8 protein-coding genes are annotated in these 16,186 nt (G+C 39.4%); all 8 read right to left on the bottom strand.

Annotated features, from left to right (window positions below; genetic code table 11):
* Positions 1 to 87: 87 nt before the first annotated feature.
* Positions 88 to 1,569 (bottom strand): S41 family peptidase, encoded by a 1,482-nt coding sequence (locus CDL10_RS06415; protein WP_100677764.1) that lies wholly within the window; start codon positions 1,567 to 1,569, stop codon positions 88 to 90.
* 288 nt (positions 1,570 to 1,857) lie between these two features.
* Positions 1,858 to 2,310: a DoxX family protein gene (locus CDL10_RS06410; protein ID WP_100677763.1), complete on the bottom strand. Its 453-nt coding sequence runs from the start codon at positions 2,308 to 2,310 to the stop codon at positions 1,858 to 1,860.
* Positions 2,311 to 2,368: 58 nt separating this feature from the next.
* On the bottom strand, positions 2,369 to 2,935 hold the full coding sequence (locus CDL10_RS06405) for a Crp/Fnr family transcriptional regulator (RefSeq protein WP_100677762.1): 567 nt from the start codon (positions 2,933 to 2,935) through the stop codon (positions 2,369 to 2,371).
* A 112-nt stretch (positions 2,936 to 3,047) separates the two neighbouring features.
* Positions 3,048 to 10,418 (bottom strand): T9SS outer membrane translocon Sov/SprA, encoded by a 7,371-nt coding sequence (gene sov, locus CDL10_RS06400; protein ID WP_455423239.1) that lies wholly within the window; start codon positions 10,416 to 10,418, stop codon positions 3,048 to 3,050.
* A gap of 8 nt (positions 10,419 to 10,426) precedes the next feature.
* Positions 10,427 to 11,008, bottom strand: coding sequence for a Holliday junction branch migration protein RuvA (gene ruvA, locus CDL10_RS06395; protein ID WP_100677760.1), 582 nt, complete (start codon positions 11,006 to 11,008; stop codon positions 10,427 to 10,429).
* A 27-nt stretch (positions 11,009 to 11,035) separates the two neighbouring features.
* Positions 11,036 to 13,327 (bottom strand): NADP-dependent malic enzyme, encoded by a 2,292-nt coding sequence (locus tag CDL10_RS06390; RefSeq protein WP_100677759.1) that lies wholly within the window; start codon positions 13,325 to 13,327, stop codon positions 11,036 to 11,038.
* 267 nt (positions 13,328 to 13,594) lie between these two features.
* Entirely contained in the window at positions 13,595 to 14,788 is a 1,194-nt protein-coding gene (fabV, locus tag CDL10_RS06385) for an enoyl-ACP reductase FabV (protein WP_100677758.1), read from the bottom strand.
* Positions 14,789 to 14,810: 22 nt separating this feature from the next.
* A complete protein-coding gene (gene purB, locus CDL10_RS06380) occupies positions 14,811 to 16,151 on the bottom strand; it encodes an adenylosuccinate lyase (protein WP_100677757.1) in 1,341 nt (446 codons plus the stop codon).
* Between the last annotated feature and the right edge of the window lie 35 nt (positions 16,152 to 16,186).

Here is a 16,186-nt window from a genome sequence, read left to right as displayed (position 1 = left end):
GAAAAGGTTACAAAAAGATGTCAGAAAGTGAATATTTCAGGTGAGGTTTCTGGCAATTTCAGACCAAATTGTTGTTATGGATATTTTTTATTTTTCAATCAGTTTTTTAGCATATTCAAGTTCTGTGTCGTAACCCTTAATGTACTCGTCAAAAGTGGGTTGAATTTGAAAATCAGGTATTATACCATTACCAAACTTTCCTTTTTTTACATCTAAAACAAATTTTAAAATTGGAATATCAACAACCAATTTGGTGTTTGGCAAAGTCAATTCTAAAGACGATCCACTCGTGTTTCCATAGTATCCGCCTCCGGTTTCTTCTCCGATAAAAATAGCATCTGTATATTCTTTCATTAAAGTCGAAAACTCGGCTCCTCCCGAATAAGTCCAGCCACTTGTTAAAACATAAACTTGTCCTTTAAACGGATTGTTTTTTAATGGTTCTTGAAGATAAATACCCGGTTTTCGGTAAATTTTCCCATCATCTGAGTTTTCGTTTTCTGCTCTTAACTCATTTTCTAATTCTTTTCTGTCTTCGGGACTTGAATAATCTGTATGATTAAGAAAACTAAACGAAAATCTTGATAATTCAACGTGTTTGTATTTATTGTAGGGTTTGTCAGTCAGATAAGAAAACAGATAATCCTCGTTTCCTTCCGAACCACCTCCGTTATCTCTCAAATCTATTATCAGATTCGTTGATTTTTGCTTTGAAATTTCTATAAATGATGAGTCCACAAATTGTTCGAAATTCATATTGTACTCTTCAAAATCGCTGTTACCAAAAGTCGTGAAAGTTAAAACCGCAGTGTTATTCTCTATAAATAGCAATTCTCCAGGTTTGTCTATTTCTTCTCTTATTTTGTTTTCATTAAAAACTTGTGCCGTAAGTTCGCTTAGTCTTTTGTACGAAACAGATTTTAACTGATGGGTTTCCGTTTTTCCTGTTGATAGGTCTTTTGTAGTTATTGTGTTTTCTTTTTGTTGGTCAATAACTTTTGCATACTCTCTTGAAAAACCTCTTAAATCTAAATATCTGTACTTGGACGATAGAATGAATCCATCTGAGGCGAATGTGTTGAATATTCTTTGATAGATTTCTTCAATTTTAACTCCGTTAATTTCTGTCAATGTCAATCCTTTGTATGGCTGATTTAAAATCAACGGTTTTTCATTGAGGTTTGTAATAATTAATGGAAGAAAAAATCCCTTTTCAGCTAATGCGTTGTTCAGTTCATCAGACAACGAAATATCGCAATGGTCTTCTTTAGAGAAAGCTATAATTGGAGAAACGATATTATAAAATTGTAAGCTGTTTAGATTGTCTTTTAATAAAGTTCGTTGAATGGAAACTAAACTATCAAATTGTTTTTCAGTCGAATACCAATATAATCCTGTATGAGCTTCTTTCAAACTATTTACTAATAAATCAAAATCAGCTTGAAGTTCAGAAAAAGAAAGTTGTTTTAGTTCTAAATTTTGGAATGATGATATTTTGTTGGTTGCGTTTTCATTCTGTTTACAAGAAAAAAGAAATAATAAACTTATAATTGTTAGTAAATTTTTCATAGCTTGGTTTTAAAATATCGTACAACGTCTCGAGCCTTGGCGATAGTGTATAACCCCACATTTAGCTTCGCTGAACCACTTCGTTAGGTTTCGCTAAGCCTTTGTGCTTGTTGGACAACTCAAATATAAAAAAAATTCGTATCTTGCTGTATGCAAGGACGAAAAGATTTTACCCCGCAGCTAAAAAAGTAACCTCCTTAAAATTGTTTTAAAGAGGTCGTTTTTTATGTTTTTTTCTGTTCTTGCTCTGAAAATTGGAGTTGTGCAATGGTTGGTTCGGGCTTTTCGTCAGCCTTTAATAGACGACAAATATACCCAAATAATGAAAAGAATTTGCAACGGTATTCTGAACCATAAATAAATTAGTCCATTTCCGTCAAAAGTTCCTTTCTGGTAGTCAATGTGTTTTATGGTTGCATAGATGTTTGCAGGAAGTATGAGTATGAAAAATGCAATTAACAACCACGCTGTAACCATTCGGAAATTTGGAATAAAAAGCCCGATTGCTGCGGCAATTTCAATAATACCTGTCAAGTAAACTGTTTCGCTTTTGAATGGAATAAAGTCGGGTAGCATCATTGCCATACCTTTGGTAAATGCAAAGTGTCCTATTGCAGTGAAGGCAAGCATTGCCGACATTGCAATTCGTCCTGATAATGCAAGTTCAAAATTTCCACGAACAATTTTTGTTGTCAAAAGCGAAACTGCAAATACTGAAAGTAAAACTATTAAAGGCTTCATCTGTTTTTATTTTGCGACAAAGGTCAATAGAATTATAGAGCGAAACAATGAACTTGGGTTAATAAATTCGCTTACGTATTCTGCTCAATGCTTGTGGTGTAACTCCAATATAAGAAGCAATGTATTTTAAAGGGATTTTTTCTATGAGTTCAGGTTGTTCTGTAAATAAATTCAGGTAACGTTGTTCGGCTGTTTCGTTTAGTAGTGAAAGTTCTCTTTTTGATTTTTTCAGGAATAAATCTTCACTCGCTTGTCGTCCGATTGTATTTCCAATCTCTGTTTCATCGTAAATTGTTTGAAGGTCGTTATATGTCAGTCGCCAAAGTGTAGTTTTTGTTAGGGTTTCCACGTGGTAAATTGATGGTCTTTGGGTCAAAAATGAGTCGTACCCACTTACGAAGTTGTTGTCAAATATAAAAGTAAATGTCAGGTCGTTTTCTTCTTTGGGAATATAGAAACGTATAATACCTGTTTCGACAAATGAAAGGTAATTTTCAACTTGCCCAACTTTTAATAGAACGTGTTTTTTAGAAAATTCCTGTTTCGTAAGTTTTGAGGAAAAAATCTGCCAATCTTTGTCAGTCAGCATAAATGTCTTTTCAAAATATTTTCGGATTTGTTCCATTGTTCATTTTTACACTGTCGTTCGTCAGCCTGACCGCTAACACTCAAATTAACGCAATCAAGCCAAATACTAATTCTACATTTTTCGTATGGCTAACATATTTCATTGTAAATTAATTTGCGAAATTATATCGCAGGGTTACTCCCGATCGAATGTTTGTAATCGGGTACATCGTAGATATAACCGCATTGTTAAACATGTGCTCGTAGAAGAAATCGCCTTGGAAATTTTTACTGAATGTGTATGTTGCTCTCAAATTAACCATCCAGTTATCTTGTCCGCCACCGAGTTGCGTGTTATCAAAATCGAGGTATCTGATATAGGTTTTGTTTTTTCTCCATGAAAAATTCACAACTACGTCCACATCGCTGACAATTCGTCCGCCGTTTCCTGCTTCCGCAAAATCGGTATTGATTGCCACATCTTTTATACGGAATCCGACTTCAACCGAGTAGGTATTTCCTTGTACCTCAGTGAGTAAGTTATTATCAAAACTCAATGACAACATTCTGTCTTTATCCATTCGGGCTTTGAAGCTGAATGCTGATTTGGTTGTAAAACCTACCTCTACCAACGGCATGAAACGCTCTATCATATTGATATTGCCCACCACTGTTGGCGAAGGATAATTTCCTGCTGCGTTGAGTGCGTCTGGATCGGCAATGTAATCATAATTGGTCTGGAAAGAATTTACCGAATATGACGATTGATATTGATGCTTGATTGTGAAATTGGTAAACTTATCTTTCAACCACGGTAATTTAGATAAACCTGAATAAGTGATATTCCAGTTCGGAAGCGGAATATTCATTTTAAATCCGCTAAGCTTATCCGAATTTTGTCCTGTATATGCCGAAATAAATGCCGGTATCAATACGTCTTGGCTTGTGCGTCCATATCCCACAGGATAACCGTATTCGTCAATATTATTCGGGTCAGATAAATCTATACCACGTTGGCGTGCCAAATCGAAAGCAATGTTCTGACGACTGTTCCGGAAAGCATCAAAAACCTCCGAACCGTTGATGTCACTTCTGCCAAAAGCTGTCGGCAACATAATTGTTGATATGGAATAATTACCAAATTCATACGGCGACCTCGAATTGTAAAATCCGTTGCTGTCCACATCATATTGTTCGCTCATGCTATTGGATTCCTGCATATTGGCTGTAAGGTCAATAACCAAATCATTTAATGGTCTTACTTCTGCTTTGAAAGACAAACTTTTTTGGTGTACTTCGCTATACATCTGGTTGAATCCTTGGTAGTTCGTCAGCCAGCCGTTGCGTGCAGCGAGATAACGAACATCTTCCTGACTACCGAACACAAAGCCTAAAGTTGGCTTACTCGACCCGAAGAATCCTAAGCCCGGCAAGTAACCCGGCAACACCGTTCCATTGCTTTCCGTATAAGAAAGCTGGACATTCTTCACGCTGGTAGCCAGATTAATCAACGCATCAACAAAGGCACTTCCTTCTTTTTCTTCTTCCTCATTTCCTTCTTGTTTGCCCTGCATTGCATTTGCCTCCAATTTTTGTCCAGGACGTAATCTTTGTTGTGTTGAGGCTGTTCGGCTGTTCAACGTTTTTTTCTTATTCTTAGTTGGTTCTAATCCGATATACTTGTAGAATCTTCCCATATCCAGCCTGGTGTTCAACTGGTGTTTGTTGGAATTCTGAATTGTATTCCCCAGATTGTAATAATTTCCGTCGAGGTAAATATTCGACATGGCATCAGATGAACGCTGCCAATGGAAATTACTTGTGTAGGTATATGTTCCGTTAATGAATGCTAAAAACGGTATTTTACTAAATGGTAACTGATAACTCGCATTGAATTGCTGCATGTGGGTGTTGTGTTGCCCCATATCAAAATAACCGTCCCAGATGCCCAGTGAATTATCGACATAATAATTATCGTCCATATAATTACGAACCAAATTATTGTTGTTCACTGTATATTGTACATTGATAGATTTTGTGAGCTTGAAATTCAATCCGTAGCCATAATTAAAGAAATAATTTCTTCTGTACAAGGGCTGGATTTCAATTCCCTGAATATCAATCATTCGATATTTCTGCTGATTCAACTGACGAACAATATTGGTATTGAAAGTCACATTTGACGGCATAAGATTCAGATTAAAATCAGTCAGCCATTTGAAATATTTTTTCTGTTTAAATTCTTTGCTGTTTTTAAACGGTTCGATATTCCATGGTTTGAATCCATAGTTATAATCCAACGAAGTCCGTGCTTGCTGGTCAACCAGTTTTTCAATCTCAAAGGTTTTTTGCTCGAGTTTGCTATAAGAATGTGACAATGTAAAATTCTCGATATTGTAAAACCGTTCTTTCTGGTTTTCGCCGAGATTTTTTCTCACTCCGGTAAAGTTAATACTCGTTCTTTTGGTATGTTCAACCGCCCGGTCTTTGATTCTGTCTTTTTCTTCCTGTGACTGTGCGTAATCTATGGCATCTTGTAATTTCACATCAGGGTCATTCGGATCCCATTCCGGTGTAATAAATTCTTCAGAAACCGAATAGCTTATCGGCAGAGTAACATTCCATTTTTTAGGCAGGAATTTATCGGCATTTACCGATGTTGCCACGCCGTACTGGAACACGTCTGCCCGGCTTCTTTCCTGCGGTCCTTGTTCCAATGCTCCGAACCCTGAAGTCGATGTATTGACTGATGCCGAAATCGAGGCTACATCAGCAATGTTCGCGTCCATTGTGGCGAGAGCAGCCCAACCACCGCTATTGTCCATATCCGACAAACGGAGTTCGTTGAACCAAACTTCTCCCCTCACGTCTTTTGGTTGCTGTGCTGTACTTTGGTATAAAATATCTGTCTGGTTTCTTACCCCCAACATCATGGTTCTTACCAAACCGTAATTCGGGTTTCCTTTTACCCCGATACGCAATCGGTTAGGTTTTGGCGAAACCAGCTCGGGTGCGATTTCATCTTCGTATTTAAAATAAATTCTGCTTGGGTCATAGTTCGGGTCTGACCGCATTGCCAGTTTGAGTTTTGTTAACAATTCCAACTGTACTTCAATTTCATTTTCCAAAGGCCATACATCGTAAGCAGAGCTTTGCCCCCATTCGGTCAATTTCAACGGCACTTCAATCTGGTAGAAGTTATCTGTAAAATCATTTCCGAAACGGATAAAGGCTACCAATTCATCATCTTCCAATCGGGTTGGGTCTTCTGGTCCGTCCAATGCTTCGGCATGTAGGAACATACGCATTTTTTTATAGCTACGCATGTCTATCGGATCATAGAAATTTTTGAAAACAGCTCTGGAATCTCCCGGCTCTAAACCTGACGGAACAGCGATATTTTTATTCTGCTGATAAACCGTCAACGACAATGATTGCTCATTTTGATTAATAACAGTGTTGTTCTGATTAATCTGCTCCCGGTCTATTCCCGGTGGCATTACATAAGGAATTGGCTGTCTGGAAAAGTTGTCAATCACATTGACAGATTGTACGTCAAAACCAGTATTGCTTCCGTCAACGATAAGGGTCGGATCTTCTACCAAATCTTTCTCATATCTGTACCACATGCTTTTTACCAAATCCAACGATGCGAAACGCAAAGTTACCTCATCAGAAAAGTCTGTTACATACATTCGCATAAACTGGATAGACTGCAAATCGGCAATTGCTCCGACCGCTCTGTCCGGGTTAGCCTGTATCGGCACTTTGTATTGCACCCATTTTACCGGTGTGGTTGAACCATCTGCAAGCTGAGCGTCTGTAAGCCGTACATCGGTTACATAATTTTCGCCTACCACCGGATTTGGTTTTACCTCCACTTTATACTCATAATAAGCATTGATGGTGTTCATCGTATTATCCCCATCAATGTCCTCTTTATCCGGGATATTATTGTTACCTCTATTATTATCCGAAAACTCAATAGGGTTGTTGCCTTCCAATCCGTTATAGTTTCTATAACGCTGGATAATATTACCTGACGCAGTCAAAAAGAATTCATAATTATCTGCGGAAGGGTCATCTAAATGAGCAAAATCCGGGAATTTTGCACGTTCATCATCATCAAGAAATCCGTCGAGTCCGGCATCTTGATAACGTCGGTTATTAGGGTCTGTGTCAAAAGCATAAATTAAGGCAGTTGATGCCGGCACTCTCCCCCAATCACTACTGATTGTCGGTGTGCTGTTATCAGCTCCCGGCAATCCGTTTTCGTATTGTTTCAATCCGTCCTGCAGAATATCTTCGGAAATATATCCGAAATTCAGATAAAGACTACCTTCGTTGGTAATATCTACCACATCTCCCGGATTGCCAGTATAAGGGTCCATCATCCAAAATTCAACATACTCGATATTATTTTGCTCAAAATTCGGCGATGACATCGAACGCATAATACCTGCCCAGTTTTGTGAAGGATTTAATGAACCTGAACTACTTAAATATTCCGGATTAAAGTTATATGGTCCTCTTTCTTTTGGATAATAAGTTAAATCCAACGTATTAATAACGAGTAATTCTCCGGCAGCTACGTCCATGCTCGGGAAAATTTCTTCTTTCAGAATACGACGGGTTCGGTTTGATGCTAAATCAACATCGGTAATTCCGTTTGGTCTTCTGCTTGGCGAATAGAAAATAGGGTCAATGCGATACCAAGCCATTTTAGCTCTGCGGTAACCACTTTGTAAATCCTGGAATTGTTCTCCAAACCCTACTGGCACACTCGACAAATACCACGAATTAGGTGCCAGCAAGCTGATGTTTGAATGACTCCCCTCAAAACTATCTACAAACGAGGTAGCCTCTCCATTCAGCTGATCGCGATTGGACGCTCCCGGAATCAGATAGGCAAACTCTCCTTTCAGGCTGATGTCAGACATAGCATCGGTATCAACATTTGGTAATTTGTTAACCCAGCGTGTCAGAAATGGTGCCTCGGTGTAATAATTAGCATTAAAGCCTAAAATCGTGTTGTTGACAGCTTCCTGTCCGTACGCACTTTTTATAGTCAGCGGTTGTTCGGATAGCCTTAGATAGGTTCCTCCGATAGAGAAATTTTCATTAAACTTATGGTCAACATGTACACCGAAAAAAGTCTTTTGTGTTTGATTGAACATATTGTTGCTTTCTACAGAAATTTCTATCTGAGAGTTTTCCAAAGACGGGTTGATAATTTCTACTCTTCCGGACTGGTAATCAACATTATAATCTTGTCCTTCAATCAATGTACGTCCGCTGGCAGTAACTGTAACAGAGCCCGGTTGTACGTTATACCCGACATTGATTCCGCCACCCGTTCCGGACGAACGGTATTTTCCTTTCATTTGGAATTTATTTTTCTGGCTGTCCTGCAATGCTTTGGTTGCATTCCGCCGGTATAAATCCCGGAAAACGTATTTTTTCTGATTGTCATTATATGACGCATCTACTTCATAATCCTCTCCGCTATTGGTGGAAAGTTTATCAAACAAATATTTACCAAATGGTTCTACTGTTGTAAAAATTATCAAGCCATTTCGCGGGTCGATGGTTATACCATCAAAAGTATTGGTATTGGTCATTTGACCGCCTTGGCTGCCCATACCTCCGCCTCTACCACCTTGGTAGCCACCTTGATTCCCTCCGTAAGAATTGCTATTATAATCCGGATTGGTCGTCATACTCGAACTGATAAAATCGAAGTAGCCGTCGCCTCCTTGCTGCGGGTCGTTGGTGTTGTTCAACCGGTCTAAATGAAATACATTCAGCAATGCGGTACTTTCCACATCTTCGGGGAGTGGCGTACTGCCAACCGGTGCAATATAATTCAGTGGTTGCGGGTCGGTATATAAGATATTGAATAAAAATCCTTCCTGAGAAATCTGTTGATATCCGCCACCTCCGATTTGATAAATGTTTTTCATCATCAAATCCCACACTGGCTGGTCGGTGGAAGTCAAACTGCTTTTCAGCATTTTCAAAATAATACTTTGTGTGGCCGGAATATCATCGCCATTATCATCTTGTGTGGTCACATTAGCATCTACGCCGTCGGTTCCGAATTCTCCAACACGATAGACTTCGCCCCCTATTGTATATTCATACGCCACCGCCAAAACTTCATTATTATTCAACGGCTGACGAAGTGAAATATACCCCAACTGCGGGTGGAAAGTAAAATCGGAAGAATTAAGTTTCCTTGCATTTTCCAGCTTTACATAATCCTTACCTTCGGTAACCTGAATATTAAATCCGCTGGCAATGGTGTTGATATTCCGCAAAGATTCATTGAGGAAGTTATTGCCGATGTTTCTCGGGTCATACTGGTTATTTCGGTTGTTCGGCGGTGTATCTGCCGGAACGTTAAAAAATCCCGGGTGCAGATTAAGGTCGGTAACAATGGTTCGTTCCAGATTAGCATTCATCAGGCGGGATTCCCCCAAATCCTGAATAGCCACAATATTCCTTTGGTTGTTGTTTACTTCATTTAAACGATTTTGCCTGTTTGTTACCCACACTTCAACTCTTGTAATACGAACACGACTGTTGATAAACGGATAGTTTTCCAAAGCCTCATCGTACTTATTTCTGAAATATTGCGACAGAAAAAAGTGTCTGTTTGCGTCATAATCGAGAGCAAAAAGTTCGAACTCTTCCACCATTCCTCCACCTTCAGCAACAATGGTTCTTCGTTCTGAATTTTGTCTGGAAAAAACACCGGTTACTGTTGTCGGTCCAAACTGCAAAGTAGATTTAACTCCAAACAAGTTTTGTGCTCCTCTTACCAGTGAATTATTAACTGGCATACTCACGTTACCCACCTCAAGAGCTTGCAGAATGTCGTCTTCGCCCGGCTGATAGTTGAGTTTTGCCATTTGCTGCTGCATACCGAACTGAGACTGCGTATCGTAATTGATATTCACGTCCATGTTTGTACCTACTTTTCCTTGTAATCCCACAGATATTCGCGGATCGAAGGACAAAGCAAAAACCGAACGGTTCCGTGGCGAAATCATCGGGTTATCTTGTTTAGAATAACGCACACCCAAATCCAATTCCAAACTTCCGCTTGGTTTGATATCAATGGTATTACTACCAAAAATAGACTCAAATAATTTAGAGTTTACCGTGTACATCGGCAACATATCCTGTTGTTCTTCTTCAGACAGCCTACCTTCGGTAGCACTCATTTTTTGTCTGAAAAAAGTACGCATATTGCGTTTGAGCAACAAAGCTTCGTACTCTTCACGGGTCAGAATTATCGGATAATTGATATTGTAATCTTCATATTTTTTTGAATAAATGTACCGGTCAGATTCCGGGTCATATTCATAGGATTCTATGATTTTGTCAATGTCTTCCAATACGACATTTCCTTTTATTACATTTTGCTCTTCCTGTTCGGGTTCATCTTCTTCATCAACCTGAGCAAAAACAGTGGCGGGCATACACAATAAAAGTACAACCAGCCACTTAAAAAACATATTTCTATCAGATGTCATCATCCAAATTACAGATTTTTCAGTGCTTGCTTAATAATCATTTCTGACGTAGCATCGGGATTGGTACTTACTATTTTTTTAATCACTTTCTCAGTTGATTTCCTGTTAAATCCTAATACTTCTAATGCAGATAACGCTTCTTCTGTATTTGTATTGTGATGAATGACCGATAAATCTTCGAAAGCACCCAATTTTAACACCTTTTCCTGTAATTCCAACACAATTCGCTGGGCGGTTTTAGGCCCGACTCCTTTAATCGCTTTTAATGTTGCGACATCAGCATTGGCTATGGCGGCCATCAATTCCGAAGGTGTAATATAAGACAACATATTACGTGCCGTATTGGCTCCGATGCCCGAAACGGATATCAGCAGTTTAAAAATCTGCCTTTCGGATTTTTCCATAAATCCATAAAGTACATGGGCATCTTCCCGTACCTGCAGGTAAGTGTATATCAAAATATTTTCCTCCGCAGGCAGCAAGGAATAGCTATGCAGAGAAATGCTCACTTCATAGCCTATACCTCCACATTCGACCACTATTTCAGTCGGTGATTTTTCTATTAATTTTCCTCTTAACAAGGTAATCATACACAGCAATTTTTTCGTAACAATGTGTTACTTTTTATTTTTCTTTCTTTTTTTCTTTTCGTCTGCATCTACCACAGCCACAGCGGTCATATTGACCATTTCCTCTACGCTTGCACCCAGTTGAAACACGTGAACCGCCTTGTCTAACCCCAAAATAATCGGTCCGATAGAAGTAGCTCCGTTAAGCTCTTTCAGCATTTTGTAGGTAGAATTCGCTGCGTCCAGATTAGCAAATATAAGCGTATTTACTTTCCTGTTAACTAACTTTGAGAAAGGAAAATTCTCTTTTAACAACTCTTGATTCAAAGCAAAATCCATTTGTATATCGCCGTCCACGATTAAATCCGGATATCTTTCATGTAAGGATTCTACTGCTTTCTGAATTTTTCTCGGCGATTCTAAATTAGACGAACCGAAATTACTGTATGAAATCATCGCTGTTACCGGCTCCATACCAAACATTTTCACTGTGGTTGCGGTCATCAGAGCGATGTCAGCTAATTCTTCTGCGGTCGGGTCGGGATTAATCGCCGTATCAGCCAAAAATACCGGTCCTCTTTTTTGGGTAAGCATCAGATTGGCTGATGATATTTTCCTCACGCCTTGTATTTTTGGTATCATTTCCAATACCGGTTTCAATGCCGTACGGTAACTTCTCGAATAGCCCGACAACATAGCATCTGCCTGTTCTTCCAACACCAACATTGAGGCGAAATAGCTCCGGTCTCTCATCATTTTACGGGCATCATTCAGGGTTACTCCATGACGTTCTCTGCTTTTCCAGAATTTTTGAGCAAAAATTTCTCTACGTTCAGCTTCTTCATCTGTTTTCGGGTCTATGATTTCAACATCGGCATGAAATCCTAATTCTTCTTTCAGTTCTAAAATAACCTTTTTATTTCCGAGTAGTATCGGTGTAGCAATGCCTTCTTCATAAACAATTTGAGCTGCTTTCAATACATTAATTTGGTCAGCCTCGGTATAAACAACTTTTTGTGAAGTTGTTTTTGCCCGGTTCATCAGTAACCGCACCATTTTATTGTCGTTCCCCAAACGGTCGGCAAGCTCATCTCTGTATTTGTCCCAATCGGTAATCGGCGAGGTTGCCACACCTGAATCTATGGCGGCTTTTGCTACTGCCAACGGAACCTCTGTAATCAGCCTTGGGTCAAACGGTTTTGGAATAATATATTCTCTGCCAAACGAAAGTTTCGTTTCGCCATAAGCAATATTCACCTGTTCAGGAACAGTCTCTTTAGCTAAATCAGCCAATGCCCGGACAGCTGCCATTTTCATTTCTTCATTGATTTTTGTCGCACGAACATCTAACGCACCTCTGAAAATATAAGGAAACCCAAGTACATTATTTACCTGATTAGGGTGGTCGGAACGCCCGGTTGCCATAATCACATCGTTTCGGGCAGCTATCGCCAAATCATATTTTATTTCCGGATTAGGATTTGCCATCGCGAACACAATCGGGTTATCTGCCATAGATAAAAGCATATCTGCCGAAAGAATATCTCCGGTAGAAAGACCGATAAAAACATCGGCTCCTTTCACAGCATCTGCAAGTGTTGAAACCGGTTTGTCGGTCGCATACTCCAGTTGTAACGAAGATAATTTTTCATTGTCTTTTTTCAGTACGCCCTTACTGTTCAGCATCAGAAAATTTTCTTTTTTCGCTCCTAATGCCACATACAGATTAGCACAGGCAATAGCTGCCGAACCTGCTCCGGACACGACAATTTCTATTTCCTCCAGCTTTTTTCCTGCCAGCTCTACCGCATTCAATAATGCTGCTGCCGATATAATTGCAGTTCCGTGCTGGTCATCGTGCATAACCGGAATATCCAGCTCTTCTTTTAATCTTCTTTCTATTTCAAAAGATTCGGGTGCTTTGATATCTTCAAGATTAATTCCGCCGAAAGTCGGTGCAATTCTTTTTACTGTTTCAACAAATTCGTCAATATTTTTAGTGTCGACTTCTATGTCAAAAACATCTATTCCTGCAAATATTTTAAACAAAAGACCTTTTCCTTCCATGACCGGTTTAGACGCTTCGGGACCGATATCTCCCAAGCCTAAAACAGCTGTACCATTAGAAATTACGGCAACCAGATTTCCTTTTGCCGTATATTTATACACATTATTAACATCTTTGGCAATCTCGAGGCACGGCTCTGCAACGCCCGGCGAATACGCCAGGGATAAATCCCGCTGAGACGAAGTTGGTTTGGTTGGAACTATGGATATTTTTCCCGGAGCAGGCTTAGCATGATAAAGTAAAGCCTCCCGTCTTTTGCTGTCTTTGTGCATATTTTATGTTTTTTTTAATAAACTGAACTCACAAAGATACAAATTCCTAATTAAACAACACTTATGATTTTTTTGTTTAAAGTTTTGAAAACTATGACGAAGTAACGAAATAACCGCTAAGACTAATAATGGCTTTTGACTAATAGCTATTTTGTTTCAGGTTTCAAAAGCTAACAGGATAGATTCAACAGGACATAAAAAAACCTGCCTGAAAAAAAACTTTTTTTCAGGCAGGTCAGGTTGCTTACAGCTTATCGCCTAAAGCTTTTATTTTATACTCGGAACCTGTACAAGCTCGTTGGTTTCTGCATCGTAATCGATATCATCTATATTGAATCCGAATAGCTGGAAAAAATCGTTTCGGTATCCTTCGATATCCGATATTTCTTCGATATTTTCTGAAGTCACTTTGTCCCAAAGCACAGCTACTTCCGCCTGAACATCTTCTCTCATTTCCCAATCATCTACACGGATTCTTCCGTTTTCATCCAAAAGAATTTCATCGGCATATAATCTGTCGGCAAACAAACGTTGCATCTGCTCGATACAACCTTCGTGGATACCTTTTTCTTTCATGACTTTATACAATAATGAGATATATAAAGGCACCACAGGAATCGCTGAACTGGATTGTGTAACCAGTGCTTTGTTCACAGAAACATACGCTTTTCCGTTCACTCCGCTCAAAATATCATTGATTACAGGAACGGTAGCCTCCAAATCGTCTTTGGCTTTCCCGATAGTTCCATTACGGTAAATCGGGTAGGTCAATTCCGGCCCGATGTAGGAATAAGCTACTGTTTTTGCATCATCAGCCAAAACACCTGCTTTAGATAATTCTTCCATCCAGAATTTCCAGTCTTCCCCACCCATCACAGCGATTGTGTTGGCGATATCTTCGTCGCTATCAATCGGGTCAATAGAAATATCGGAAACTACTCCGGTGTGGAAATCAACAGTTTTATTGGTAAAAGGCTTGCCAATCGGTTTAAGTACAGAAGCGTAACTCACACCGGTTTTCGGGTGCGTACGCCGTGGCGATGCCAAACTATACACCACCAAGTCAACCTGACCTAAATCCTGCTTAATCAAATCAATAGTCTGCTGCTTGATTTCATCAGAAAAAGCATCGCCGTTGATTGATTTAGCATAAAGTCCGGCTGCATGAGCTTCTTTTTCAAACGCCGCACTGTTGTACCAGCCAGCTGTGGCAGGACGCCCTTCTGTGGCAGGTTTTTCAAAGAACACACCAATTGTCGCCGCATCAGAACCGAAAGCGTTTGCGATACGAGAAGCGATTCCGAAACCGGTAGATGCTCCGATGACCAATACTTTTTTCGGTCCGTTGTTGATTTTACCTTTTGATTTTACGTAATCTATCTGTCTTTTGATATTTTTTGCAGCTCCTTCCGGGTGTGCTGTCAAACAAATGAATCCTCTTGTTCTCGGTTTGATAATCATATTTTGCTATTTTTTTGCTTTATTAAATACCCAAATAATTTGTCGGATTGATTTTTTTCAATTCTGCTTTTACTTCGGCAGAAATATCTAAATTTTCAATAAACTGATGGATACTGCTTCGGGTAATCGCCTCATTCGTTCTTGTTAAATCTTTCAGTGCTTCATACGGGTTGGGATAACCTTCACGACGAAGAATAGTCTGGATAGCCTCGGCAACTACCGCCCAGTTGTCTTCCAAATCCTGCATAATTGCTGCCTCATTGAGTAACAACTTATCCAATCCTTTTAATGTTGATTCAAAAGCGATGAGTGTATGTCCGAACGGTACACCAATGTTTCTGAAAACGGTACTGTCGGTCAAATCACGCTGTAATCTGGATACCGGAAGTTTGGCAGACAAATGCTCAAATACAGCATTGGCTATACCTAAATTTCCTTCTGAATTTTCAAAATCAATCGGATTAACTTTATGTGGCATGGCTGATGAACCGATTTCGCCTGCTTTAATTTTCTGTTTGAAATATTCCATCGACACATAAGTCCAAACATCTCTGTTCAAATCCAACACAATGGTATTGATACGTTTGAGTGCATCGAACAAAGCTGCAAAATGGTCATAATGTTCAATCTGTGTGGTCGGGAACGAATGTTTTAACGCCAAAGTTTCTTCCACAAAACTTTCTCCGAACGCCCGCCAGTCATATTCCGGATAAGCCACGTGATGTGCGTTGTAATTTCCGGTAGCTCCTCCGAATTTAGCCGCAAACGGAATATTGTTTAACAACCTCAACTGCTCTTCCAGACGCACCACAAAAACCTGAATTTCTTTTCCCAAGCGGGTTGGCGATGCAGGTTGTCCGTGTGTTTTCGCCAGCATCGGGACGTCTTTCCACTCGATGCTCAATTCTTTCAATCTCGTAATCAGGTTGATAAGCATTGGTTTGTACACATTCACAAATGCGTCTTTGGCAGAAAGCGGTATGGCTGTATTGTTGATGTCCTGAGAAGTCAGCCCGAAATGGATAAACTCTTTGTATTCCTGCAATCCTAAACGGTCAAAAGCTGATTTGATGAAGTATTCAACTGCTTTGACATCGTGGTTGGTTGTTTTCTCAATTTCTTTGATTGCCTGAGCGTCGTCTGCAGAAAAATTTCTGTAAATATCCCGCAAAGCGTCAAACAAATTTTTATCCACACCCATCAATTGAGGTAATGGCAACTCGCAAAGAGCGATAAAATACTCCACCTCAATCAAAACCCGATATTTAATCAAAGCTTCTTCCGAGAAATAATGAGCCAGAGCCTCTGTTTTTTTTCTGTATCGACCGTCAATCGGCGATATTGCGTTTAATTCTGTTAGCATATCTACATTCGTTGATGTTTTGCAAATATAACTAT

Source organism: Avrilella dinanensis (assembly GCF_002807015.1).
Classification (GTDB): Bacteria; Bacteroidota; Bacteroidia; order Flavobacteriales; family Flavobacteriaceae; genus Flavobacterium; species Flavobacterium dinanensis.
Note: the sequence above shows the minus strand (reverse complement) of the source record. Positions and strands in the feature narration are given on the sequence as shown.